General features: G+C 35.6%; 28 protein-coding genes and 1 rRNA gene. 16 read left to right on the forward strand and 13 right to left on the reverse strand.

The features are described from left to right. Positions 1–108 (reverse strand): 16S ribosomal RNA (locus HLX49_RS05710); the annotation flags it as partial. An 858-nt stretch (positions 109–966) separates the two neighbouring features. Beyond that, a complete protein-coding gene (locus tag HLX49_RS05715) occupies positions 967–1833 on the reverse strand; it encodes a nucleotidyltransferase-like protein (protein ID WP_296360977.1) in 867 nt (288 codons plus the stop codon). Positions 1834–2146: 313 nt separating this feature from the next. On the opposite strand from HLX49_RS05715, the gene HLX49_RS05720 reads away from it, so the two are divergent. Further along, on the forward strand, positions 2147–2539 hold the full coding sequence (locus HLX49_RS05720; protein WP_414930286.1) for a YgzB family protein: 393 nt from the start codon (positions 2147–2149) through the stop codon (positions 2537–2539). A 258-nt stretch (positions 2540–2797) separates the two neighbouring features. On the opposite strand, the gene perR is transcribed toward HLX49_RS05720, so the two are convergent. From perR to HLX49_RS05740, 4 genes are all read right to left on the reverse strand, one after another. Further along, positions 2798–3256: a peroxide-responsive transcriptional repressor PerR gene (gene perR / locus HLX49_RS05725; protein WP_414930285.1), complete on the reverse strand. Its 459-nt coding sequence runs from the start codon at positions 3254–3256 to the stop codon at positions 2798–2800. A 412-nt stretch (positions 3257–3668) separates the two neighbouring features. Beyond that, positions 3669–4220: a cob(I)yrinic acid a,c-diamide adenosyltransferase gene (locus HLX49_RS05730; protein WP_296360979.1), complete on the reverse strand. Its 552-nt coding sequence runs from the start codon at positions 4218–4220 to the stop codon at positions 3669–3671. A gap of 637 nt (positions 4221–4857) precedes the next feature. Further along, complete coding sequence (gene bcp, locus HLX49_RS05735) at positions 4858–5328, reverse strand: thioredoxin-dependent thiol peroxidase (RefSeq protein WP_101933561.1); 471 nt, start codon at positions 5326–5328, stop codon at positions 4858–4860. Between the two features lie 57 nt (positions 5329–5385). Beyond that, positions 5386–5811 (reverse strand): potassium channel family protein, encoded by a 426-nt coding sequence (locus tag HLX49_RS05740; protein WP_101933560.1) that lies wholly within the window; start codon positions 5809–5811, stop codon positions 5386–5388. Positions 5812–6207: 396 nt separating this feature from the next. On the opposite strand from HLX49_RS05740, the gene HLX49_RS05745 reads away from it, so the two are divergent. The 6 genes from HLX49_RS05745 (at position 6208) to HLX49_RS05770 (ending at position 12769) form a co-directional block, all read left to right on the forward strand. After that, complete coding sequence (locus tag HLX49_RS05745; protein ID WP_296360980.1) at positions 6208–6906, forward strand: response regulator transcription factor; 699 nt, start codon at positions 6208–6210, stop codon at positions 6904–6906. Further along, positions 6906–7910, forward strand: a complete 1005-nt coding sequence (locus tag HLX49_RS05750; RefSeq protein WP_296360981.1) for a sensor histidine kinase — start codon at positions 6906–6908, stop codon at positions 7908–7910. Before HLX49_RS05745 ends, HLX49_RS05750 begins: the two co-directional genes overlap by 1 nt. Positions 7911–8164: 254 nt before the next feature. Next, positions 8165–8941, forward strand: a complete 777-nt coding sequence (locus tag HLX49_RS05755) for an ABC transporter ATP-binding protein (RefSeq protein ID WP_101933558.1) — start codon at positions 8165–8167, stop codon at positions 8939–8941. After that, positions 8916–10838: an ABC transporter permease gene (locus HLX49_RS05760; protein ID WP_296360982.1), complete on the forward strand. Its 1923-nt coding sequence runs from the start codon at positions 8916–8918 to the stop codon at positions 10836–10838. The genes HLX49_RS05755 and HLX49_RS05760 overlap by 26 nt, the downstream gene beginning before the upstream one ends. Before the next feature lie 209 nt (positions 10839–11047). Continuing rightward, positions 11048–12343, forward strand: a complete 1296-nt coding sequence (locus HLX49_RS05765; RefSeq protein WP_296360983.1) for a glutamate-1-semialdehyde 2,1-aminomutase — start codon at positions 11048–11050, stop codon at positions 12341–12343. A gap of 180 nt (positions 12344–12523) precedes the next feature. Continuing rightward, the gene (locus tag HLX49_RS05770; protein ID WP_296360984.1) at positions 12524–12769 is read left to right on the forward strand and encodes a DNA alkylation repair protein; all 246 of its coding nucleotides are present in this window, start codon (positions 12524–12526) and stop codon (positions 12767–12769) included. A gap of 292 nt (positions 12770–13061) precedes the next feature. Here HLX49_RS05770 and HLX49_RS05775 read toward each other — a convergent pair whose 3' ends face one another. From HLX49_RS05775 to HLX49_RS05785, 3 genes are all read right to left on the reverse strand, one after another. Further along, the gene (locus HLX49_RS05775; RefSeq protein ID WP_101933555.1) at positions 13062–14825 is read right to left on the reverse strand and encodes an ABC transporter ATP-binding protein; all 1764 of its coding nucleotides are present in this window, start codon (positions 14823–14825) and stop codon (positions 13062–13064) included. 237 nt (positions 14826–15062) lie between these two features. Then, positions 15063–15590, reverse strand: coding sequence for a nucleoside tri-diphosphate phosphatase (gene ntdP / locus HLX49_RS05780; RefSeq protein ID WP_077702765.1), 528 nt, complete (start codon positions 15588–15590; stop codon positions 15063–15065). 321 nt (positions 15591–15911) lie between these two features. Further along, positions 15912–16091, reverse strand: a complete 180-nt coding sequence (locus HLX49_RS05785) for a gamma-type small acid-soluble spore protein (RefSeq protein ID WP_073011385.1) — start codon at positions 16089–16091, stop codon at positions 15912–15914. A 242-nt stretch (positions 16092–16333) separates the two neighbouring features. Here HLX49_RS05785 and HLX49_RS05790 point away from each other — a divergent pair, with 242 nt between their 5' ends. Next, entirely contained in the window at positions 16334–16510 is a 177-nt protein-coding gene (locus tag HLX49_RS05790; RefSeq protein WP_164085468.1) for a hypothetical protein, read from the forward strand. Between the two features lie 140 nt (positions 16511–16650). Here the strand turns inward: HLX49_RS05790 and mutY are convergent, their stop codons facing one another. After that, the gene (gene mutY / locus HLX49_RS05795) at positions 16651–17739 is read right to left on the reverse strand and encodes an A/G-specific adenine glycosylase (RefSeq protein ID WP_101933554.1); all 1089 of its coding nucleotides are present in this window, start codon (positions 17737–17739) and stop codon (positions 16651–16653) included. Between the two features lie 162 nt (positions 17740–17901). On the opposite strand from mutY, the gene HLX49_RS05800 reads away from it, so the two are divergent. Then, positions 17902–18888 carry a metal-dependent hydrolase gene (locus HLX49_RS05800; protein WP_077702763.1) on the forward strand — a complete coding sequence of 329 codons (987 nt, stop codon included), beginning with the start codon at positions 17902–17904 and terminating at the stop codon, positions 18886–18888. 334 nt (positions 18889–19222) lie between these two features. Here the strand turns inward: HLX49_RS05800 and HLX49_RS05805 are convergent, their stop codons facing one another. Beyond that, positions 19223–19561: a YfhH family protein gene (locus HLX49_RS05805; RefSeq protein ID WP_101933552.1), complete on the reverse strand. Its 339-nt coding sequence runs from the start codon at positions 19559–19561 to the stop codon at positions 19223–19225. A gap of 145 nt (positions 19562–19706) precedes the next feature. Beyond that, entirely contained in the window at positions 19707–20528 is an 822-nt protein-coding gene (gene recX, locus HLX49_RS05810; RefSeq protein ID WP_077702761.1) for a recombination regulator RecX, read from the reverse strand. A 440-nt stretch (positions 20529–20968) separates the two neighbouring features. On the opposite strand from recX, the gene HLX49_RS05815 reads away from it, so the two are divergent. Beyond that, the gene (locus tag HLX49_RS05815; protein ID WP_077702760.1) at positions 20969–21859 is read left to right on the forward strand and encodes a TIGR01777 family oxidoreductase; all 891 of its coding nucleotides are present in this window, start codon (positions 20969–20971) and stop codon (positions 21857–21859) included. Positions 21860–21965: 106 nt separating this feature from the next. Here HLX49_RS05815 and HLX49_RS05820 read toward each other — a convergent pair whose 3' ends face one another. Next, positions 21966–22274, reverse strand: coding sequence for a hypothetical protein (locus tag HLX49_RS05820; RefSeq protein ID WP_077702759.1), 309 nt, complete (start codon positions 22272–22274; stop codon positions 21966–21968). Positions 22275–22422: 148 nt separating this feature from the next. Here HLX49_RS05820 and HLX49_RS05825 point away from each other — a divergent pair, with 148 nt between their 5' ends. From HLX49_RS05825 to HLX49_RS05850, 6 genes are all read left to right on the forward strand, one after another. After that, positions 22423–22836, forward strand: a complete 414-nt coding sequence (locus HLX49_RS05825; protein ID WP_077702758.1) for a helix-turn-helix domain-containing protein — start codon at positions 22423–22425, stop codon at positions 22834–22836. 236 nt (positions 22837–23072) lie between these two features. After that, complete coding sequence (locus HLX49_RS05830; protein ID WP_101933551.1) at positions 23073–23468, forward strand: GntR family transcriptional regulator; 396 nt, start codon at positions 23073–23075, stop codon at positions 23466–23468. Further along, positions 23465–24559, forward strand: a complete 1095-nt coding sequence (locus HLX49_RS05835; protein ID WP_077702756.1) for a DUF1648 domain-containing protein — start codon at positions 23465–23467, stop codon at positions 24557–24559. Before HLX49_RS05830 ends, HLX49_RS05835 begins: the two co-directional genes overlap by 4 nt. Before the next feature lie 14 nt (positions 24560–24573). Further along, positions 24574–24777 (forward strand): PLD nuclease N-terminal domain-containing protein, encoded by a 204-nt coding sequence (locus HLX49_RS05840; protein ID WP_296360985.1) that lies wholly within the window; start codon positions 24574–24576, stop codon positions 24775–24777. Continuing rightward, positions 24778–25686 carry an ABC transporter ATP-binding protein gene (locus HLX49_RS05845; protein WP_077702754.1) on the forward strand — a complete coding sequence of 303 codons (909 nt, stop codon included), beginning with the start codon at positions 24778–24780 and terminating at the stop codon, positions 25684–25686. It begins immediately after the preceding gene. Next, positions 25683–26462: an ABC transporter permease gene (locus HLX49_RS05850; RefSeq protein WP_296360986.1), complete on the forward strand. Its 780-nt coding sequence runs from the start codon at positions 25683–25685 to the stop codon at positions 26460–26462. Before HLX49_RS05845 ends, HLX49_RS05850 begins: the two co-directional genes overlap by 4 nt. The last annotated feature ends 14 nt before the right edge of the window (positions 26463–26476 follow it).

A 26476-nucleotide genomic window follows, 5' to 3' on the forward strand; every position in this document is an offset into this window, starting at 1 on the left:
CCACAAGCGTCACTCCCGAAGGAGATCTGCTTGCTTCCCGCGCTCGACTTGCATGTATTAGGCACGCCGCCAGCGTTCGTCCTGAGCCAAGATCAAACTCTCCATAAAAGTTTGTGATGATGAACACTGTTCTTCATCATTCTTAGCTTCTTCTGAGATTTCTCTCAGTTTATTTCTTAAGAAAAACAGGGTTTGTTTTTCCTTGACATACTGGTTGTTTTGTTCAGTTTTCAAAGAGCAAATTTGTTAGTTCGTCTTTTTTGACGCAACTTCTTAAGTTTACCATTTTCCATAAATCTTGTCAACAACTTTTTTCGAAAGTTTTTTGTGACTTAATTATTCAAAATGGCGACTTAATTAACTTAACACATTTCTATAAGATATGTCAATAAGTTTTTTCGAACAATGTTACCGCTAATTTCCAACGCAATTTTTGCGACGTTTATAACTGTACCACGTGTTATATTTAAAGTCAATCATTATTTATATTTTTTCGCTAAAAAAGCATCTTATAGCAAAATAATACATTAAAAACTTAAATTGTCGCTGAATCTTTCTGCTAAAACAATCCTTTCTCTTATACTATGAAAATTTAAATATTGCTCAGGAAATTTGAAGCTCTGATAAGCAGTTCTCTTTCTTTAAAATAGAGTAGTAATCTTTAACCCTTTCTTTTTCGAAGTGACTTTTCATGTGAAAACGTCTTAGAGTTTAATTATAATCAGAGTTCATTTCCTTACATCACTAGTGCAACACATTTAATACGTATAAAAGCTGGTCTTAATCTATACTTCATTTCATTGCAAATAAGCAAAATAGAAAGGGGCGTGTTGAACACAACCATAATGAGTCTCCTGCTCATCACCCCCAAAATAGCCACCTGAAATAGCGGAAGCTCTAGTTTTTTTATGCTATAAACCTTTAAGCTTTTATGATTTACTTACTATAGTATAAAAAATCGTTCCACTATTTACTTACCATATATTTTCTATGATACACTCCTTCGCCTTTTGTTTGCTCTGTAGCAGTTATTAGCATATTTTTATCAACAAGGTACGTTATAATCGCTGATAAGTCTAGAGAATAAGGCTGAATCTTAGGCAAAGCTTTTAATTCACCATAATACCATTCGTTTTTTGTGTGCATCATGTCTAACAAATGCTTTACAGCCATATTCGCTCTTGCTTTAATGACATAATCCATAGCGATTAACATTAACTGTACTCTCTTCTTCAGTTCTTCTTTACTTTCTATAAATTCTTCGTATAGTTTATAAATTTCAATATCAATTTGTTTTACCTGACTCCAAACAGTTACTTCCGGATAATACCCTTTTTCAATAACAGCCAATCTAGCCAAATAATGAAGTGAATATAAAATTTTACTATTCGTATCCATATATTCTCCAGCTTCAAATAACTCTTTGGCTTCATTATAGCTTTTTATAAGCTTACCAAACTCCATGATTTTCCGTAAATCCCGTTTGTCATCTGGAAAGCTTTGCAACGTAGCTTTTAAATTATTAAAAAATTCATTTCGATCAAAAATGATTCTACCATAAATTATCCATTCCACTGCATTCCGGTAACCGCTCGTATCAATCCATTCCATTAATAGTTCTTCCGTTACTATATGAAGTGCACACGTTTTATCCGCAAATTCATAGTGTTTCACATTCCAAGCTTTTTCAGCTTCTTGAACAATGATAAGTAAAATGACATCAAAATTATCCGTTATTGGGCTATCTGGCTTCGTTTTTTCCAATATTAAAATCCCTAATACATCGGAATTGCTAGCATGATGTTGATAAATTGATCGCAAGTATTGTTCCATTACTTTTCCTCCATTTGTTTGCAGATATGAACTTAAATCGACATAGAATGTCATTTATATGTACATTTACTTGCATAAATTGTCGTATTATATTACATTCGCTGTAAAAGGTTCGATTCCCTCTTTTTATTAGTCAAATTCTTTCCTAGTCTTATTTGTTTAAGTAGTTTTTTTTCTTAATAATGGAACACGAAAGAGTCCGGCGAGGGGGTATGACTTTTTCAGCTCATACTAGGTTATAGGCAATGGAATTATCAAATCTTTTTCATAATTTATGCTATACTACTTATGAAGGGGTTAAGGGGGGGACATCATGGCTCAAATCGTATATTCAAGCAAAATAAACAAAATTAGATCCTTTGCATTGATTCTTATATTTGCTGGAATTCTTCTTATGTATGGTGGCATACTAACCAAAAAAATTCCGTGGCTTATGGTTACATTCTTCATACTAGGGGTTATAATGGTCGTCTTAAGTTGTGTAGTTTACCTTTGGATAGGGACCTTATCGCTAAAAGCAGTGCCGATTATTTGTCCAAGCTGCGAAAAACCAACAAAGATGCTTGGTCGCGTTGACGCCTGTATGCATTGTAAACAACCATTGACACTGGATAAAGAATTAGAAGGTAAAGAATTCGATGAAAAATATAATACAAGGCGCTATTGGAAAACAGTGAAAAAAGAGGAAGGTTCTATAAAAAAATAACCATTCTAATGTGGACGTCAGCACTATTTGGATGGTTATTGGTTTGAATAATCATATCTCACAGTTAAGACTTCTCTAGAAGTGAGTGAGTCTTACAGCACATTTATATTCGGAACACAAACACACACACATTGCAACAAAATTAATGTCTAGAAAAACTTGGCTTAATGCCACATTTATAGTGAAATAAACAATGTCGTTTCCTATAGTGCAAAAAAGTCTCGATTGCAAAATGCAATCGAGACTTTTTTACATAGATTATCCACTTTTCTGTTTGTTTTTTTCTGCTTTTTGGCATTCTTCACATTCACCATACAATTCCATGCGGTGATGACTGACTTTAAATCCCGTTACCTGCTCAGCTAATGCCTCGACTTCATCCAACGAAGGATAATGAAAGTCAACAATTTTTCCACATGAGTTACAAATAATATGGTAATGATCTGAAGTATTACAATCAAACCTGCTTGAAGAGTCGCCATATGTTAATTCTCTAACGAGGCCTACTTCACGCAATACACGTAAATTATTGTAAACCGTTGCAACACTCATATTAGGAAACTTACCCTCAAGAGCTTTATAAATATCATCAGCTGTAGGATGAACCATCGAATTGAGTAAGTACTCAAGAACCGCATGTCGTTGTGGAGTGATACGGACGCCTGATGCTTTTAATGTACTTATAGCCTCTTGCAATCTGTTTTCAGACACCCTCATCCACCTCACTTTCAGTAGTTTATACAAAAATAATTCTATTCTTAAATTATAATCTTTATAAATAGTTTAAGCCCTACAACCGCATTCTGTCAATGATAGCCCCTTAAAATAATTGTTTGCATGCAATTTCTATTAACAAGTAATCATATTATAGTTATTTTAACCCGCACAGACTAGTTACATGCATACAAACGTGTTACGTTTACCTACATTCTCATATTAGAAAAACTTGGCTTACCAAATTATTATAGAAGCAGCTGTAGTTTTTCTTATTATTATAAACCTTAAAACTTTATACTTTCCTATAGTACAAAGAAATTCCTTGTACAAAAGTATACATTTCTAGGTATTATCTTAATCAGCAAGAAGGCTGCTTTCGCTATTCAAAACTTAGCTTATTTTGCTACAAAAATCATGTAATGTGCAAGGTTCTTTCTTCTACTTCGAGCAGTTGGTTCATGTATCTCGCTGCAACAAATAAATAGTCCGATAAGCGATTCAGAAAAGCAAGGCTTAATGGATTGACGTTTTCTATCCCTACAGCTAGACGTTCTGCTCTTCGCGAAACTGTTCTAGCGACATGCAAGGCCGAAGAGGCTGGTACTCCAGATGGCAACATAAAATTTTTTAACGGCTCTAACTGCTTGTCCCAAGCATCGATTTTCTTTTCCAATGTTTGAATATGCTCCTCGGTTAATTTCCAAGGGACTTCTTTACCTGATGGTGTAGCTAGCTCTGAACCAACATGAAACAGCAATGTTTGCACACGGGAAAGCTCTTCGATAACAAAGTCTTTTTCTTTAAACGTACTCTCTTGTTGCAAATAACTAATAGCTAAACCAATCATCGAATTTGCCTCGTCACAAGTTCCATACGCTTCAACGCGAAGATCATTTTTATTCACGCGCTCACCATATATAAGCGATGTTTTTCCTTTATCTCCAGAACGTGTATATATTCGCATATGTATCCTCCCCTCCTAATTTATCAGTTTTTATCATCCTTTATGCTTTAAATTATAAAAGAATTTAACACTTTAACATAGAAATAAGAGTTCTTTTTTCCCTAGTATGCTATTAAAAATTTATCGTCTTATAACCGTTTTAAAAACTTGTTCCCGATACGAAAATTTAAATTTTTTCGTTATAAAGACTTAGCTTATTACCCATGATGACAATAAATTGAATGTATCGCTACCTTTCTTAATTGTTTGTTAAAATATCAGGCTTATTCCTAATTCTTTAATAAAAAAGTTAAAAACACTTAAAATTTCCCTATACCGTAAAGAACAAAGACGCAAGCGCCCAGTTAGCAACGTAGCGACTGGAACGAACCAATGATGACTTATCATAGGGCGATTCGTGAAGTCGCCTAGTTGCTGGGCGCCAGAGTCGGACGTAGCTAAATAACTTAGTAAGTTTATCCAGCTGCAAAATTTTTATAATTTCCTAGACTATAAAAAAGCAGATAGTCAAAATCGACTATCTGCCCTTAAAACGACGGATTAAAAGTAAGTGCACATGAGAGCTAAGAGCACTTCCATTTGTTTGCCTTTAGTTATAAAGATAGTAAAGTTCTATGAGAGGCCACTTGTTACATATTTACTGCAATTGCTCGCGAATAAATGACAGCGCCTCTTCTACATGCCCCTTCACTTTTACTTTACGGAATTCCTTCTGTAACACGCCTTCTTTATCTATAATAAACGTGGAGCGTTCTATACCATAATATTCTCGGCCAAAGTTTTTCTTTAGTTTCCAAACACCAAATTGTTCTGCCACTTGTTTTTCTTCATCAGCAAGTAACAAAAATGGCAGGTCATGCTTATCAATAAACTTTTGATGTGATGACACTGGATCAGGACTAATACCAATAATCACAGCATCAAGATCTTCAAAGCTCTCATGCGCATCTCTAAAATCACAAGCTTCTGTTGTACAGCCTGGTGTCATATCTTTTGGATAAAAATATAAAACGACATATTTTCCTTTATAATCAGATAAACGAACTAATTCTCCAGCTTGATTTGGTAGAGAAAAATCCGCTACTTTTTCTCCTACTTGTACAGTCATCGTTACCCCTCCATCCAATAGTTGCGTTTCTACTATATCATATATTCGCCTACTTATTCACTGATTCCTGCTCTGATCTTGGTATTGCACCAATCTTAGCACAAAAGCAGTAGGTAATATATAACCAATTAAGGCCTGCACGAGGGCGATAATTTTTCCAATACCAACAGGCGTTATATCACCGTATCCGATTGTTAGCATTGTTACTCCACTAAAATAAACAGCCTGTCCAAGGGCATCAAGTATACTCACTTGTCTCAATTCTCCATTTTCTACAAGTACCATATCTTGCATGGACAGCACAAAATAAATGAGTCCGAATCCAACGATAACAACCCCATAAATGACCAATAGCATATAGAAGAGTTCCAAAGAAAAACCGCTTCTTCGTATATAAGTCTGCATTTTCCCTACATGGATAAAATCAATGAAGCTCCTCCCCATAACAAAAATGACAGCAATGATTAGTAACCACGCTAACATAGCACACCCTCTCCAATTGCATATTATTATAAGTTTATGCAAAGGATTAGACTTGTTTGTCAATACTTTTAATAAAACGTGGCTTGCCACTAACAATTGATGACGACTTCTATCGTTCTCCTTATACTATAAACTATAGAAATTCAAAACCATTTTTTTAATAAAATACCCCTATAAAAAGAGTACAGTTCAAATTCTAAAAGAGATAGAGTAAAATAGGATGTAAGCTTTTATATAGTAATAGCAACTTAAAAATTAATTGTATTAGTTTTTATGAACCAATTAATTGTTTGACCTATAATACATGAATTCGTTTGAGCATTAACAATTTACTTGTGGCATAGCGAAGGATTGTTGGTGGATTTAGCTATGAAGTAGAAAAGGAAGGTGAGTCCAATGAAGAAAATTTATCTTATAGAAGATGACAAAAAAATTGCTGACTTATTAAAAGATTATCTCGAAAAATACGAATACGACATACAGCTTGTTCAAGAATTCGACCGTATTGTAGAAGAGTTTCAAGCCTTTGAACCACATCTAATATTACTTGATATTAATCTTCCTAGCTATGATGGGTTTTATTGGTGCCGAAAAATTCGCAGTATATCTAATTGTCCAATTATTTTTATTTCCGCACGTGATTCAGGTATGGATCAAGTGATGGCAATAGAAAACGGTGGAGATGACTATATTACCAAGCCATTTAACTTTGATGTGGTTCAGGCAAAAATAAAAGGAATTATGCGTAGAATCTATGGAGAATACGCCTCAAGTACACCTATAGACTTGTTAGAAATTCGTGATTTATCCTTACATTTAACTGCAATGGAAGTTAGCCTTAACGGTCATAAAGCTATACTGACAAAAAATGAATTTATTCTACTTAAAGCATTTATGGAGAATTTAAATCATGTATTATCACGAACCTTCTTATTGGAAATGCTATGGGATGACGAGCATTTTGTTGATGACAACACGCTATCCGTTAATATTACGCGTGTACGTAAAAAGCTTGAAGATATTGGTGTGCACCAAAGTATTCAAACCGTTCGTGGTGCTGGATACAAAATGATCGATACGTGGAGTGAACAATAATGAAAGATTTTCTCAAAGATAGTATTCCAACGATACTTTTCTTTTACACGCAGTTAATTGTTTTCATTCTCATCGTTCAGCTATTTTATGGTATTAAAGCTGTACCAATGGACTGGGATTTGATTATCTATTTATTTATTTTATTAACATTTGGATTACTCCTATTTCTCGCCTATCGTTATTACCGATTACGTGATTATTATGTGACAATCCATCATGACAAAGATAATGCAACGTGGCTACCAGACCCACCGACACAATTACTTTTAAATATTAAGCAGCAACATGATGCACAAACAAACCGCTACGCTGAAGAAATCGAGCAGTTGAAAGAACAAAAACAAATGGAGTTCCATTTCATTCAGCAATGGGTGCATCAAATGAAGACACCTGTTTCTGTCATGCATCTAACTTTGCAAAAAGAAAAATTACAGTTGTCCCAAAATTTCTTGCACAGTATGCACGAAGAATTAGAGCGTATGCAACAAGGATTAGATTTAGCCTTATACCAATCTCGATTGCAAAAGTTTGATCGTGATTTTCAAGTACAACAAATTGTATTAAGAGATTTAGTTAAAGATATTATTCAAGAATTTAAATCCAGCTTTATTCGTAACCAAGTGTATCCTGAACTTACCATTGAAGAAAAATACGTGGTAACAACCGATTCTAAATGGCTCCGTTTTGTAATTAGTCAAGCTGTTTCCAATGCCATCAAATATTCGAAAGACGAAGTAGCCAAAATATATTTTTGTACAAGTTTATCCGACGATCATAAACTGGTATTGCAAATCACCGATACTGGCTACGGAATTCCGCGTGAAGACATCAACAGAGTTTTTGATCCATTTTTCACAGGGAAAAATGGTAGAAAATTTAGAGAATCAACAGGAATGGGACTATTTTTATCTAAGCAAATTTGTACAGAACTTGGCCATGAGTTAACCATTACATCTGAAGAAGGAAAAGGAACGACCGTGTCCATCCATTTTAGTCATCGTTAGGCTTACAACCTTGTAAGCTTAACCATTGCTGTTTGAAAGATAAATCAATAGGATATATCGCTCCTGTATCATAGAATTACGATGAATCAGATTGGTTTGGTTATAAATACGTTTTTAGTAAAAACTATATACTCTTTCCATTCCTTACATTGAATTCAAAAGTATATTTCTATGATTAAAAAACATGGCTTATCCTATATAACCTAACATTTTATACATAGTGTAAAATCGCTACCAAATAGGGAGGTGCACATATGCCGTTACTACAAGCAGAAAATTTATCCAAAACGTACGGTAGCAAACGTGGAATTTCGTACGAAGCTTTGCACCAATTTACGCTTACTGTACAGCAAGGAGAATTCATAGGTATTATGGGACCTTCAGGAAGTGGCAAGACGACCTTGCTAAACTTACTGTCGACCATTGATAAACCGAGTTCGGGAAAAATTATTATTCATGGAGAAGATGTCACTTCTTTCTCTCATCACAAATTGGCGAAATTTAGAAGAAAAGAAATGGGGTTTGTTTTTCAAGACTTTAATTTATTGGAAACATTAACTATTAGAGAAAATATTTTGCTCCCTTTAACATTAAATAAAGTAAAAGTGAAAGAGATGACACCAAAATTACATATCATTTCTAAACAATTAGGCATTGAAGATATTTTAGACAAACGCATTATGGAAGTATCTGGTGGTCAAATGCAACGAGCGGCCATCGCTAGAGCGCTTATTCATAATCCTTCCATTATATTTGCTGATGAACCAACTGGTAATTTAGATTCTAAAGCGTCACTACAAGTAATGAATACGCTAAGTCACTTGCAAAAGCATTATGAAACAGCAACACTAATGGTAACGCATGACCCGTTTGCTGCAAGTTTTTGCCAAAAAGTCATTTTCATTAAAGATGGAAAGTTGTATAACGAAATACATCAAGGTGACAATCGGCAAACTTTTTTTGAAGCAATCTTAAACATGCAGTCATTATTGGGAGGAAACATCCATGACCTTCAGACAGTTCACTTTTAATAATGTCAAACGTAATACACGTGCATATTTAAGTTATTTTCTAAGTTGTATGTTTGCTGTCATCGTTTTTTTTATGTATGCCGTAGTTATCTTCCACCCTGAAATAGCAACATACGACTTTATTGATGCCGTAAAAACGGGCATCGTTGCTTCTGAAGTCATTATTTACCTGTTTTCTTTTTTATTTGTACTATATTCAACGTCTGCCTTTATTAAATCACGCAAGAAAGAATATGGTATTTTAACAACGTTAGGAATTAGTAAATTTCAGTTAAATCGAATGCTCATTTTGGAAAATACAATTATTGGTCTAACTTCTATCGTTGCAGGAATATTAGTAGGAGCACTATTCACGAAGCTTTTCTTAATGATATTTTCTGTCATTTTAGGAACGGGGGAAGTGTTTTCCTTTTATTTGTCCTGGAAGGCGATTGCTATCACCGTAATACTGTTCTTTTTTATGTTTGAAATCAATTCGCTGCTTGTTGTACTTACATTGCGAACAAAATCGGTTATGGAAGTATTTCGTGGCGCTCATTCACCAAGGAAAAAACCGCGTTTCTCTTGGATTATAAGCGTACTAGCGTTAGCTGCTGTTACTTATTCCTATTATTTAGCATACACTTCTGACCTTATATCTATGATGTATCGAATGTTTATTATTTTAGCACTAATTATTCCAGGGACATATTTTTTATTTACGCAATTTAGTATCGCTTTAACTAGCTTTTTACAACGCAGAAAAAACATTTTTTACAAGCGATTAAACTTATTAATTATTTCGGATTTAACATATAAATTAAAAGACAACGCTAAGTTACTCTCTATGGTAACTATATTAAGCGCCGTTGCTTTTACATCTTCCGGAGTATTGTACGGGCTATTCCAAGCAGCGGAAGAAGAAAGCGAACGTTTCGTACCGCATGATTACTCTCTGCTTACAGAAGGGGAAGAAAATAAAGCGGAATTGGATGAAACTATAAAAGAAGTGGAATCTTTTTTTCATGAATCAGAAATACCCTTTCAATCCTTAGCCATCCCTGCTGTAAAAACGTCGTCTGTCTCGAATAAATCTGAGTGGGACAATGTGGAAGTAATTGTATTTGGTTTCTCCGATTACAATAAAATGATGGATGTAAATCAACAAAAAAAACTAGAAGCTTTACAACATAATGAGGCCATATTACTTACGGAAGCTGTGTTTAGCCCATATATCCCACCTCCACCAAAAAAATTACGATTTATTCCTGAAAAAGGGCAAATCGAACTGAAAATAAAGCCGGGGAAAAATACGACGAACGCTACCACATTAGGTGGAAGTGCACTAGTTGTATCAGATGCTACATTTGACAAATTTCAAAAACACGGGGAAAAAGCTTTTTATTATACGGCAAATATACCTAATTGGGTACATTACGTCGAGAAAATAGAACAAGCAGAAGTCGCTGCTTCCAATGATACTATCCATGCAGGCTCTAGAGCAGACTTATATACAAGTTTCAATGAATCGATGTCGTATTTGTTCTTTTTTGGGATTTTTATTAGTGTGCTATTTTTTCTAGCCGCTGGATCGATTCTTTATTTCCGTATGTATCAAGGTATTGATAAGGACATTGCTCATTACTATTCCCTTTATCGTATTGGCTTAACAAATAAAGAAATGAAGAAAATCGCAACGAGGCAAATTGCCTTTCTATTTTTTCTACCATTTTTCGTAGCCGTTATTCATGCTGCTTTTGCCTATAAAGCATTACAAAATATGCTTGCATCATCTGTACTCATACCTAGTATGTATATTATTTCATTTTATTTTATTGTGCACTTTATCAATTTTATTTTTATTCGTAATTTCTACCTTTCTAGACTTAAAAAAGCGGCACGCTCTTCTGCTTTATAACAGCACTCTAATCTGATAAGCTATAAAATAGGTGATTAACTTACTTTTTACAACAGGAGCTAAAGGGCTCAGGTGAATACACCATGTTTTCAAAGTTTTAAAAGCAAGGCATGATTCCAGTTTTCAACAAGTTTGCAAGATACGTATTGCATATTTAGGTAATTGGTATACAATTACATGGATTCATGTAACCTAGGAGGAAAATAATTATGAATTTTTCAACATCAGAAGCACTCCATCAGGAAGCATTAAAGCATATTGTGGGAGGTGTTAATTCACCATCACGTGCTTATAAAGCAGTTGGAGGCGGCGCACCCGTTTACATGGAAAAAGGAGAAGGAGCTTATTTTTGGGATGTCGACGGTAATAAATATATTGATTATTTAGGGGCTTACGGACCAATTATTACAGGGCATGCCCACCCACATATTGCCAAAGCGATTACACACGCAGCTACGAATGGTGTGTTATATGGTACACCAACAAAATTAGAAAATCAGTTTGCTAAAATGCTGAAGCAAGCCATTCCTTCATTGGAAAAAGTGCGTTTTGTCAACTCAGGTACAGAAGCCGTGATGACCACTGTTCGTGTTGCAAGAGCTTATACCAATCGAACAAAAATTATTAAGTTTGCTGGCTGTTACCATGGACATTTTGATTCGGTCCTAGTAGAAGCAGGCTCTGGCCCAGCAACGCTCGGTACCCCTGATTCAGCAGGTATCCCAGAATCCGTAGCTCAAGATGTTATTACGGTTCCTTTTAATAACATGGAAGCGTTGAAACACGCATTAGATATTTGGGAAGGTCAAATAGCAGCTGTGCTTGTTGAACCTATCGTTGGAAATTTTGGGATTGTAGAGCCTAAGGAAGGTTTCCTCCAAGCTGTCAACGACCTTACACACAATGCTGGAGCCCTCGTTATTTATGACGAAGTAATTACTGCTTTTCGCTTTACATATGGAAGCTCTCAGCAAATATATGGTATTGAACCTGATATGACAGCAATGGGTAAAATCATTGGTGGCGGTCTACCAATTGGTGCATATGGCGGTAAAAAACAGATCATGGAACAAGTAGCTCCGCTTGGCCCTGCTTACCAAGCGGGAACGATGGCTGGAAATCCAGCTTCCATGGCAGCTGGAATCGCATGTCTAGAAGTACTACAAGAAGAAGGGCTTTATGAAAAGCTAGATCAGCTTGGCGAAAAGCTGGAAGCGGGAATTATAGAGAAAGCTGACAAATACGGTATTTCCATTTCGGTCAATCGACTTTGTGGGGCCCTTACCGTATATTTTGGTGATGGCGAGATTACCAATTATGAGCAAGCTGAGGCTAGTGACGGAGAAAGCTTCGCAACATTTTTCCGTCTCATGCTTCGCCAAGGAATTAACCTAGCCCCATCAAAATATGAAGCTTGGTTCTTAACCATTGCACATACGGAAAAAGATATTGAGGAAACAATCGCGGCTGTAGAGAAAACATTTCAACACATGCAAACGAAATAAGCCACATAAGATAAGTTAGCTTATCGCTCGTGATACCGAAACGAATCTCATTTATACAGCTTGATGGTTCCCTATATAGTAAGCAAGGACTGTTTGTAAAGTTACAAGCAGTCCTTTTACGTATGCATAAAATAACCTCTCTATTAGAATAATAGGAAAAAGAACAGAAGGAGGATCATAATGCAAGCGCCATATTGTTGTCCCAATTGCAAAACAAATAAGACGAGATTTAACAAAATTGATCAAGTAGCAAACCCTATGAAGATGGATGCACAAACGGGAGAAATAGTCGAGACATATGAAACAAATCAAGTGGAAACCTTTCATATCATGTATAAAGGGCCTAAATTTAAAATCCAGTGTGCAGCTTGTGGCGTCATTGAAGATGAAACAACTTTCATTCAATACGCGCAATACAAGTCTTGATAACCAGAATCTATTTAGACTTTATATACTCGCATGTTCACTTTAAGAAGGAAGTGAACATGTAAAAATTGTTAGAAAAACAGAGCTTAGCGTCATATTTTTATACTTCCTATAGTGGAACAAAAGCTACGGGGCGGTAATCTACTCGCCCCGATCATGTAAAACTTTCATACCGTTTTCTTATACTATGAACAAAAAAAATCTTATACTTTCCTATAACCTTCATAACACGCATTGTGCGAATCATCATCTAATTTCCAATTTTTTAAAGCTATCACGTATGCTTCTTTGCTTAACCTTGTTCAACAGTAGTATCTAGGTGTTGCACTTGGTACAAATTATAATATATTCCTTGTTTATACATCAGTTCATAATGCGTTCCAATTTCTTTAATTTTTCCATCTTCCATTACGACAATACGATCCGCATGCGTGATTGTGGCTAATCGATGCGCAACAATAAACGTTGTTCGGTTAGAAGCTAATTTTTCCATTGCCTCTTGAATCGTATGCTCACTTTCTAAATCAAGAGCGGATGTTGCTTCATCAAATATAAGCATTGGTGGATTCTTTAAGAAAACACGTGCAATGGCAATTCGCTGTTTCTGTCCCCCTGATAATTTCACACCTCGTTCACCAACAAGCGTATCATAGCCATATGGTAACTGCTGAATAAATTCATGAGCATTTGCCGCTTTAGCTGCTTTCACCACTTCTTCATCCGTAGCATGAGGGTTTCCCATGCGAATATTCATTGCGATTGATTCGCTAAACAGGGTGTTGTCTTGCAGCACCATTCCAATTTGATCTCGTAGTGAACGCACCTTCACATCTCTAACATCGATTCCATCTACCTTTATTGCTCCACTCGTAGCATCATAAAAACGTGGTATAAGACTTACAAACGTTGATTTTCCTCCGCCACTCATACCGACAAGAGCAATGGTTTCTCCTTCTTTCACATGAAGGGAAACATCCCTTAACACAGCCTGTTCTTCATCCTCATATTGAAAATAAACATCCTCAAAAGTTACTTCACCACGTAGGTTATCTAATTCCGCCGCATGAGGTCGATCTGTAATATCATATTTCTCATTCATTAACTCAAAAACGCGGTCGATGGAAGCGATCGATTGCACAAGTGTTGTCGAAGAATTAATTAATCTTCTTAACGGACTATACACCCGTTCCATATATCCGACAAAAGCGACCATTGTTCCCATTGTTAAATGACCATGAATAACTTGATAGCCCGCATACGCGATTACTAATAAAGGTGCTAAATCTGTAATTGTATTCGTTACTGCAAAAGTTTTAGCATTCCAATTTGTATGCTCCAGTGCTCTGTTCAAAAAATTATTATTTCTTTTAGCGAATTGTTCTTGTTCATAATCTTCCAATGCAAAGCTTCTCGTTACCGGCATGCCTTGCACGCGTTCATGTAAATGTCCTTGAACTTCTGCAAGCGCTTGTGAGCGTTTACGAGTGAGTTGCCGCAGTCTTCCATAAAAATATTTAATAGAAAAGCCAAACAAAGGAAATAGAATAATAGCTACAATGGTTAATTCGATATCCATCGACAACATAATTCCGATAGCAATCAGTATCGTTATCAGGTCCAACCAAATATTCATTAGACCTGTAATGACAAACGTTTTTGTTTGTTCGACATCATGTATTACCCGGGAAATAATTTCGCCTGTTTTTGTTTTGGAATAGAATCTCAAACTTAAATGCTGTAAATGGTCAAATAAACGGTCTCGAATATCAAAAAGCACCTTATTTCCAACCCACTGAGCTAAATATTGTCGAATATATTCAATAGGTGGTCGTAAAACAAAGAAAATGATAAAAGCAGTTCCCATCAACCAAATGAGTTGGGTTGTCTTTTCCGTTTGACTCAGTACTTCATTACCAATAATGTTATCAATTACAAATTTGAGGATTAAAGGCATTAATAACGGAATGCCAAATTTTACAATTCCGACTATAACCGTCCAAAATATCTTCCATTTATAAGGTTTTACAAAATACATATATTGCTTCATTGAATTCATTTCGAATACGTCCTTTACGAAAAAATAAAGTAAGAGCAGTTGTCCGTTTAAATACACGATGCAATTGCAGCATTAAGCCAACACTAGAATCACCTGGCTTGTCGCTCGCCAGGTCTTATGGCTAAAGCTGTAGTTTTTCTTATACTATAGACTTTTTACTTTCCTACATTGCAAAGAAAAGCCTTGCTACTCATTTGTAACAAGGTATAATCATTCTATTTTCGTTCTCCTTTTGCTTTATCGATATGTTAAGTATCGCTCATACCATTCATCGACAAACCCTGGTGAAAAAGGACCATACCTTTGTCTCACCCACCTTACAAGAATATTCAATTGGTGATGTAAGATATAATCAAGTTTACTTGGGTATTTCATTTGTTGTCGATGTAGTTCATACTCGTCTTCATCTAATAAAGTATATGTCATATCTGGATAAACTTTTACATCTAAGTCATAATCAATATATTTAATTGCACGATGCTCATATAGAAATGGAGAGCTGATATTACAATAGTAATAAATACCGTCTGTTCGAAGCATACCGATGACGTTAAACCAATGCGCAGCATGAAAATAACAAATAGCTGGTTCTCTCGTAAACCATGACCTACCATCACTTTCTTTTACCTCTGTTCGGTCATTTGCTCCGATAACAACGGTCTCTGTCCCTTTTAAAACAAGACTGTTTGTCCATATACGATGCAACCGTCCATTATGCTTATAACTTTGTATTTGTATATTAGTTCCTGGGATCGGAGCAACCATTCAATCTCCCTTTCCTTTACAAAAAACCTCCATAACGAATCATGCATATTATTATAATAGTAATGGAGAGAAATATAAAGTAATTCATTTTCAATATGCAAACATCTTGCCTGTTTCCATTTGAAAAATATACCCACCCTACTAAGAATGCAAATTAGAAAACTTTGCTCGTCACCAAGTCTTATTGCAGAAGCTGTAGTTTTTCTTATACTATAAATACTAAAAAATTATACTTCCTATAGCAAAACAAAAATCGGACTATACCAAAAGCTCTAACACAGCTTTTGGTATAGTCCTTGGCATAATTGAGGCTATAAATCGTTACTTTTTGTTTTGTTGAGATTTTTGGTTTTGCTTTCTTACTTCTTGAGCATTTGTTTGTTCAGCACCATATTCTGTACCGTACTGACCTTGCCCTTGAGCGGCTTGTTGATTCTGTTGCTTAACCTTTTGAATGTTTGTACCAGTAGAAGTTTGGTTTGGTTGTTGCTTTTTAGCCATCAATATCACCTCCGCAATAATTAATTTGTCCGACAACACATGAAGTTATCCATTATTTTTGTAGTAAAATAATGGTTTTTTGGTTATTTATTCCATAAACGAATATAATTTTGTTATATACGCATATTAAGAACGAGGGATTATTATAGGCGCTATAGTTGGCTTTCTAAATAGCTTTATCCTATAACTGAATACGTTTAAGAGAGAATAGAAATTGCTATGGACTTACTGGAGGGTGAATTATGGAAGAAAACAGACGTGATTTCACAGAACTTTCCATGATCAGTAAACAAGATTGGGATAAGAATGAATTAGATTATTTCCAACACGCTTTGTCACAGCTTTTGCCATATATAAACCCAGAAGGACTAAGCATCCTGCATGAAATTAATAAAGAGATGCAAGCGAGAAAAAATTAAAACATTTAGAAAAACGATGGCTATCGCCAAAATCTTTATAACGATAGAACGCCGTCGTTTTGCTTATACTATAAGTCCTAAAAATTTATGCTTTCCTATAGTATAAAAAACACAAGGCAACAATTTGCCTTGTGTTCCTGTTACATATTTTGTTCCTTTTCATATAAACTATTCCTAATTTTTTGATGTGGTACAGGAAAAGGGTAATTTGTTAAATCCTGTTTATTAACTAACTGTAACCTGTTACTTTTGCTTAATTTTTTAATTAATTTTGCTTCATATACTTCTAAATGCCATATTAAATGTGAAAAAACATGCTTTAACTTACTTTGTTTTTCCCCTAGCGTTATTTCTAATCCATATTCATTATAAACCCAATTTTCTAAATGAACCCACTCTACTTCTTTTATAGGAACCATAGGAAATTGCCACAAATTAGCTAACAAACCATCTTCTTTTCGCTTTTCAATTACATAATTATCTTGGTCATCAACTGCTAACAACACAACATAAGCAATATTCTTTTGTTTTTTTGCTTTCTTTTTTACGGGCAACTGTTCTTCCATACCTGCAACAAAAGCTTGGCAATGCGCTTGAACCGGACATAATAAACAAGCTGGAGATTTAGGTGTACATATTAAAGCCCCTAATTCCATGACAGCTTGATTAAACGATGAGGGGTCTTGTGGATCAATGAGCTTGCGTACATAGGCTTCAAATAGTTTTTTCGTCCGTTGTTGCGTAATATCACTTTCAATTTTTAATACTCGGGATAAAACACGCATGACATTTCCATCTACAGCTGGCTCTGGCTGATTATAAGCAATGGATAAAATCGCTCCCTTTGTATACGGACCTACCCCTTTTAATACACCTAGTTCCTCTGCATCATCTGGCACCCTTCCATTGTACTTCGTTGCTACCTCTTTCACCGCATTTTGCAAATTTCGCGCTCTAGAGTAATAGCCAAGCCCTTCCCATTCCTTTAACACTTCTTGCTCATCCGCTTGTGCTAATGCTTCTACAGTTGGGAATTTAGCCATAAAACGATTAAAATACGGAATAACCGTATCTACTTTTGTTTGTTGTAGCATTACTTCAGAGACCCATACTCGGTAAGGATTCTGATCTTGGCGCCAAGGTAAATCGCGTTTATTTTCCTTATACCAGCTTAGTAAATCACGTCGAAATGTTAAAATGTCAATAGATTGTAGTTTTTCATCATTCATAAAATCACTTCCTATATGGTACAATAAAAACATCATTAAATATTTCCTGTCCTTTATAGTGCGTGTTCAGAGTTCGCAAAAACATACGTAAGCTTTTGAACATACCTATTACTGCAGTAGGAATATACAACTATAAACGCAGCTTAAGGAGGAAAAAACATTATGGATACTGGTACCCATATTGTAATGGGAGTTGCGCTTGGGGGATTAGCTACAATTGATCCTGTTATAAGCAATGACCCAGCTTTATTCAATGCTGTTCTAGTAGGAACAATTGTAGGTTCCCATGCACCAGATTTTGATACCGTTTTAAAATTAAAAAATAATGCTACCTATATACGCCATCATCGTGGAATTACACATTCTATTCCAGCAGTTCTTATGTGGGGAATTTTAATTGCAAGTATGATCCATTTGTTTATACCAGAAAAGAGTTTCTTTCATATTTGGCTATGGACTGCTATAGCCGTAATAATCCATGTGTTAGTGGATATTTTTAATGCCTATGGAACACAAGCATATCGGCCCTTCTCTAATCGATGGGTAGCTTATGGTTTTATTAATACGTTCGATCCATATATATTTTTCTTGCATATTGCCGGCATTGCTGCTTGGGCGTTGGGAGCAAACCCTGCATTTATATGGGCTGTTATCTATAGCGTTATTGTACTTTATTACATCAAACGTTACATGGATAAACGATTCATCGTAAAAAAAATCAACAGCTATTTTTCCGACGTGGAGCAGATTGCTACATCACCAACGATTAAACAAAATTATTGGCGTGTCGCTATAACGACAAAGGATAGGTTCTATGTTGGTGTCGTTGATAACAATCACATTGAAATTATTGATGAGTTCACAAGAGTACCGCTCCCAGATACAGAGCTGATGAAAGTGGCCAAGACTGATAAAAATATTGCTGCGTTCCTTTCATTTTCTCCCGTATACCGATGGGAAATTAACGAATATAAAGATTATACGGAAGTGCGATTTATCGACTTACGCTATCGCTCCAAGGGGCATTATCCATTTGTTGCCGTTGTGCAAATAGATGATTCGATGCACATTACAAGTTCTTACACAGGATGGATCTTTTCAGAAAAGAAACTTCAGCATAAACTTTATGTAGAAGAAAGTCCCATTTAAAGAACAAAGGCGCAAGCGCCCGGTTAGCAACGTAGCGAGTGGAACGAATCAACTAAAGTTTTAGGAATCACGGTGAGGAACGAACCGATGATGACTTATCGTAAGGCAATTTCGTGAAGTCGCCTAGTTGCTGGGCGCTGGAGCCGGACGTGGCTATTCCGTTAAATCAAATTCTACACTTTCTTTTCTTCCGATGTAAAACAGCAGGCTAACCCCTGCTGTTTTCTTTGGTTAGGCAATTTTAGACTTTATATCATACCATTAGCATGCACATAAGGCAAGCCCTGCACCACCTGTAGATTAAAAAAACTATAACAACTTGAAAACAACGGATTTATTCTATACGTTTCCCTAACAAAGATATCGGAATTGCTTCCTGTTTTTCTAGTACCTCTCCTAATAGATTAACTCTGTGCCCCCAAGCAAACACACCATTTATATAGTCCACCTTGAAGTTCCATCCTGGATCTGTTGTAAATTCATACGTCTCATTTGCTGTAAAGTCATCTGGATTTATTGTATAAGCTAAAGCAACCTGCATTTTACGCTCATTAACTGCCACCTCAGAAATATTTCCTAGCTGTTCTGCTTTTTGCGCTTTTTCCTTTAACCTGCCTATTTCCTGACGCAATTGCTCAATAGAATAGTCACTATAGCGATAATTATTGTTCATTTTTGTTTCCCATCCTTCTCCCCATTTGCATTTTTATTACATGTTTATCTTAGGAAAATTCTTATTTCCTACAGCGATAGAAACTAAATCCTCTTTAATTTTACCAATCAACAAACAGAAAAGAAACCTAACAGCCCTATCACTATTACTCTTTATCATCCACATGTCTTTCTAAATACTGCTGAATAAGTTCAAAAGAAAAACCTTTTCTATACAATCCTTCTGTTATTTTCTGCCTCAACTCAAACCCTGTTCTTTTCATTGCATGCTTTTTCTTTAATTTTTCTCCATGATGGATAATAGCATCCCATTCGGCATTCCTATCAATGGATGATGGAAGTTCCTGCACCACTGTTTGGACTACACTTTTATCATAACCTTTTTGTTGTAAAAAAGTTTGCATTTTTTGTAGTCGCTTTTTATATGACTCTGTTTTTTTCTGTTGTTGTTTTTTCTCCACCAATTTTTTCACTTTATCATATTGAATGGCATATGAGAATTGCTTTAACGCATTATCTGCAATGTTTTCCTCTACTCCTTTTTTCAACAATTCCTGCTTAATGATTGCCGGGCCTTTTGTGGATGTATTTATTCGTGATCGTACAAACATGTCAGCAAACTGATGATCATTAAGAAGTTGCTCTTCTACCAACTTGTCCATCACGCTTACTATATGAGCTTGATCTACTTCTTTTTTTGTTAAGTAGTCCTCTATTTCTTTTTTTGTTCGCATGCGGAAGCTTAAATATCGAATAGCAAGGGTATAAGATTGGTACATGCTATCACTTCTTTTGATGGCGTCCATCATGGAATCTGATATTTCCATGCCTTTTCGTAACTGAAAATGAATCAATACAGATTCGTCTACACTAAAACCGTAGCGTTCCCCTTTATTATCATCAGTCAAAAAAATATTATATCGTTGATGCATTTTTTTCTGTGTTGTAATACGAGTGATTTTTGACATTCCACTCTCTCTCCTTTTTTTCATCATACCAAAATGGAGCGGAATGAAAAAGTTATTCTATTTTATTAAGGAAGGCTTTTTTTTACATGCTAACAAATTTTCGTTCTCCACTGTAGCATTGTTACATTTTCGAGTACAGATCATCTTTTCGCCGTACTTTGTGGATAGCACCTTTTGCTACTCTAGCTTTTTTGTATCGTTTATAATTAGATATAAGTTGAAATGTAATGTAGCCGTTTCATGATTGCAAGTCTTTATAACGAAAACTTATACTAACTTAGACCCAAAACCCCTTGCCGCTACATCTTATGAGCAAATAAAATTCACAAAATGATAGCACCTTTGAATGCGCTCTGCCGATGAGAAACATGGAATAGCACATATTGGGGAAACTGACATTAACTTAAGATTTACATATTGAATATGAAGGAGGAGAAAACATGAATGTACTAATAACAGGAGGAACTGGATTTATTGGCCAAGCATTAACGGACTATTTATGTGAGCGTGATTATCATGTATATGTGTTGACACGCTCCCCCCAAGAACATACAGATACAAATAAACAAACTTTCATTGGTTATGACTATCCTAATGAACAATTGCCGCCTATTAAAAGTGTGATTAACCTTGCTGGTGAATCTTTATTTGGTTATTGGACAAAAACAAAGAAAGAATCCATTTTATCCAGCAGAATTCAAACAACCGAAAAAACACTAGCATTTATGGAAAAATTGCCAAATAAGCCAGATGTATTCATTAGTGGTTCTGCTGTAGGATATTACGGAACTTCCAATGACCTGATGTTTTCCGAAAACACGACTACTCCTGGTGATGACTTTCTAGCAAAGGTTACAACGAAATGGGAAAACGTCGCTAAACAAGCTGAGAAATACAATATTCGCACAGTACTTACTCGTTTTGGTGTTGTTCTAGGAAACGGTGGGGCTTTACCAATGATGCGATTCCCTGTCCAACTAGGTGTAGGAGGCAAAATTGGCTCCGGGGAACAATGGATATCATGGATTCATATTGAAGATGCTGTGAAATTAATCGTTTTTTGTATCGAAAATAAAGCTATATCTGGACCTGTAAATGTAACTGCACCACACCCAAAGCAAAACAAAACATTTATGCAGATATTAGCAAAAGTGTTAAATCGACCCTATTGGCTTCCTGTTCCTTCCATATTTATGTACACGGCACTTGGCGAAATGGCGGGCTTAATAACTAAAGGTCAGTACGTTATCCCCCAAAAAGCACTAGATCATTCATTTACGTTCTCTTTCCCTTATCTGCAGGAAGCACTACACCATCTTCACCACAAATAAATCTGTGCGGGATAGCAAAGTTATGAAAAAATGAACTGGCAGTTTTGCAATATAATACCTTAAGCTGCCAGTTTATTTATTAGATGTATTGAAACCTTCATCAATTTTAAAAAACAAGTGGATGCTTTTGTCTCTTGTTTCGCATGGATAACAACTTAATTACCATTGCTTCTGCTATCAGTCTTGCTTCCGCTTTTTCCTCACTAAATCCATATCCAGTAATTACATTCGTACTTTCAAAGTTAATAAAAGCTTGCCAAACCTCCTTTTTTGGTACATCCCATACATATATAAGTACAGCATTTTTTGATATCACTTCAATTTGAAGTGGATAATCTTTAAACATAAATCGTAACATCTTACATTTGGTTAAAGTCGTAACTGTTGGGTGATAAATCTTTAGACAGCAGATCATGCGTTTCCTCCTCTTTATTCTTTATAGGAACATTTTACAATATGTTCAAAATAAGAACAATGATTTCCCATTTTCTTTTAAGAATCATGGTAGGATGGAAATTACTATAGAATCTTTTCTAATTTTAACCAATTGAGTGTGATAGTCCATGAACATACAAATTGCATACAACATCAAACGTTTACGAGAGCAACAAGGTTGGACTCAGCAGCAATTAGCAGATAAGCTTCAGCTTTCACGCTCTGTCATAGCCAAATGGGAAAACAGCCATGTTACCCCAGATATTTCTTCGCTAATGAAACTTTCAGATCTTTTTCATGTATCCATTGACTATTTAGCAGGCAATAACACATTTCATGAAAATGTGATTGCTGAACTAAAGCACGTCTTTCAAACTTCTGATCAATCATTTGACGATGAGGCTGTAGAAATAATGGAATATGTAATGACATTTCCAGAAATTAAAGAAAGATTATTTCAATTAAAACAACTCACTCCTAAAAAGCAACATTCTATACACGAATTGCTAGGAGCTATCATTCAACAATATAAGCAATTATAACTCGCACATGGAGTCGGAATAAAGATTACTTTATTCCGACTCTTTTTTTACGATAAAAAAGGGCGTTCACCAGGCAAGATAGTTTTTTTATTATTGTAAAAGGCATAAAGTGCTATCCATTTTACATAGTTACTGTTAAGCAAATTTTCAAGAAAAATAAAACAAACATTGCTATTTTTATCTATTTGTTATATTATAAGTATAACAGATAGAACAAAAAAAGGAGTTTATATAGTGTGTTTATTGAACTAGATTTTGAATCCGAAGATCCCATTTACTTACAATTGATGAGACAAATTATTGAAGGAATTGCAAAGAAAGAGCTACTTCCAGGTGATGCTTTACCATCTGTTCGATCACTAGCTGCTGATATCGGCATTAACTTACATACTGTTAATAAAGCCTACCAACAATTAAAACAGGAAGGGTTTTTACAAATTCATCGCCAGAAAGGAGTTATGATTCATCCAGACGGCATCCCAAAGGCGACAGAAGCTTACAAAATGGCGTTAGAAAAGAATTTACGACCACTCATAGCTGAGAGCATTTGCCGTGATTTAAAGCAGGAAGAATTTTCGGAAATTTGCGAACGTATTTTCGATAACCTTATGAAAGGAGGCGACCAGCTATGAACACTTTTAGTTTAGCTATCACATTTATTCCACTAGCACTTTTTTTCATTTTCATACCTTATTTGACTAGGAAAACAGAAAGCTTTGGTGTGTCCATCCCTGAAGAAATATATGCAACCTCAGAAATGAAACAATTACGAAGAAAATACGCTTTACTTACAGTAGTTGTAAGCATCGTTGTGTTTGGAATTGTATTAGTTTCGCCCGAATCGATCATGGAAGATAAAAGAGGAGGCGTATTTCTCACCTTTCTCATTTTTGGCTATATGATCATTGAATTCTTTATTTATCTTTATTTTCACAGGATAATGAAGCAACGGAAAAAAGCCGCTACATGGTGGGACGATAAAACAGAAAAAGTAATGGTTCACACAAAGTTTCGTACGCAGCAACTAAAGTTCTCTAATAAATGGTTTATCATACCATTTCTAATTTTCCTAATCACCACCACACTAACATATATATGGTATGACCAATTTCCAGATCAATTGCCGACTAACTTTGATTTTCTTGGTGAAGCGACAAATTTTGTATCCAAATCTTATTTATCCGTATTCGCTTTACCGTTAACCCAGCTATTTCTAATAGGTTTATTCTTCGCAGTCAATATTCTCATTGGAAAGGTAAAGCAACAAATTAGTTCGGAAAATCCAGATAGATCTTTACAACAAAATGTCATTTTTCGGAGACGGTGGTCACTGTATATGATCGCTAGCAGTATATTGCTCACGATATGGCTCTCTGTAGCACAATTTATTTTGCTTCTCCCTAAAGGTAACCATGTATTTACTGTCACATCTGTCATTATTCATGGGCTTCTGTTAGTTGGCGTTATCTATTTAGCCTTTTCTACTGGTCAAGGTGGTAGTAGGGTAAAAATAGCGGATGAGGGAAACGATAAAATCATTGATCGTGACAATGACCGCTATTGGAAGCTAGGCGTATTTTATGTTAATAAACAGGATCCGTCGATTTTTTTAGAAAAACGTTTTGGAATTGGTTGGGCGTTTAATTGGGCAAACCCTAAATCTTGGGGAATACTATTCGCATTTTCACTGCTTACGCTCAGTATTATTTTGCTAACTCGTTAAAGGAGAGATGGGTAATGGAAGATATCTTACATTCTATTAACTGGGCTATCCTAGCACCGATTATCATTATTCAACTTATATTAGTGATTGTTGCACTCATTGATTGGGCAAAAGTCAAAAATACAAATGGTCCTAAATGGTTATGGCTCATTATCATCATTTTTCTTAATATGATTGGTCCTATTTTATATTTTCTATTCGGAAGGAGACACCAATAAATGACGATTTTAACTATTTCTCATTTATCAAAGCAGTTTAACAACACATATGCGGTACAAGATTTGGCATACCAATTCACTCCACATCAATGTATTGCATTAATTGGTCCAAATGGTGCCGGAAAAACGACGACACTGCAAATGATTGCTGGTCTCTTACAACCTACGTCTGGGGAAATCATTTTTGACAAGCATAAAAGTATCGATAGGCGAACGCTTATTGGTTACTTACCACAGCATCCTGTATTTTATTCATGGATGACAGGAAGTGAATTTCTCGTCTATAGCGGACAGCTGGGTGGTCTAACCAAGACCGCATCACGTAAAAGAAGTGCGGAACTACTTGATATAACAGGGATTGCTGAAGCAAAAAACAAACGAATTGGCAATTATTCAGGTGGTATGAAGCAACGTCTCGGCATTGCCCAAGCAATTATCCATCAACCGAAGCTACTCATGCTCGACGAACCTGTATCATCCCTTGATCCGATCGGACGTAGAGAAGTGCTTACGTTACTGGATCAGCTAAAAACAGAAATGACCGTATTATTCTCCACCCATATTTTAAGTGATGCGGATGAAATTAGTGATGAATTAATTTTATTACGTAAGGGAGAAATGATTGAATCAGGAAAAATGAAGGACTTACGTCAAAAATATCAAACGACAAAAATAACGTTACAATTCTCGGAAAATCAAGCATTTTATCAAAAGAAAGTGGCAGCTCTTCATCATGTTAAAAGCACATTACTAGAAAAAGACACCGTACAAGTGATTGCTAATAATATAGAAACAGCAAGACAAGAAATATTGCAACAAGCCGTGGATGAAAAGTGGCCTTTATTGGCATTTAAACTTGAGCAAGCTACACTAGAAGAGATGTTTATGAAGGCGGTGAACAATATATGATGAAAGTACTTTTTAAAAAAGAAGTTTTGGAAAATTGGCGTAATAAAAAGTGGATATGGGTACCGCTCGTTTTTATTCTATTAGCTATTATGGACCCGATAACGAATTATTACCTTCCAGAAATATTAGAATCGGTTGGTGGTTTAGGAGATGGTGCAGTAATTGAGTTACCTACGTTTTCACCAGCTGATGCAATCATGATGAGTTTAAGCCAATATTCTACATTAGGTGTTCTAGTCATTGTCCTCTTATCCATGGGTATCATTAGTGGTGAGCGAAAAAGCGGAGTTATAGAGCTTGTACTTGTCAAACCTGTGTCATATACCAAATTTGTGCTTGCGAAGTGGCTTTCCCTCCTTTTACTCGTCTTCGCTGCTTTTATTATTGGTATGACGGCGAGCTGGTATTATACGAACATACTTTATGGGGAAATCACTTTCTCTATGTTGCTCGCTGTCATTTTTTACTACGGGCTATGGTTGCTGCTTGTTTGCACCGTTTCCATTTTCTTTAATACGGTAACACAATCACCTGGCATAGTCGCTTTTGCAACCATTGGGACAACAGCTGTTATCAGTCTTGTAACAAGCTTACTAGGAACCCGTTTAGCATGGAGTCCAACTAATTTATCCGTGTATATTCAAGAACTCCTTGTTACCGGCGACGTATCTTCTGAATTGATGTATACAACGATTATAAGTATCGTGCTCATTGCGCTTATACTACTAGCATCCTTCTATCGTTTTAACCGGACTTTTATTCGTCGAAACCAATAAAATAAATCGTTACC

Source organism: Virgibacillus sp. (assembly GCF_013393565.1).
GTDB lineage: Bacteria > Bacillota > Bacilli > Bacillales > Amphibacillaceae > Virgibacillus > Virgibacillus dokdonensis.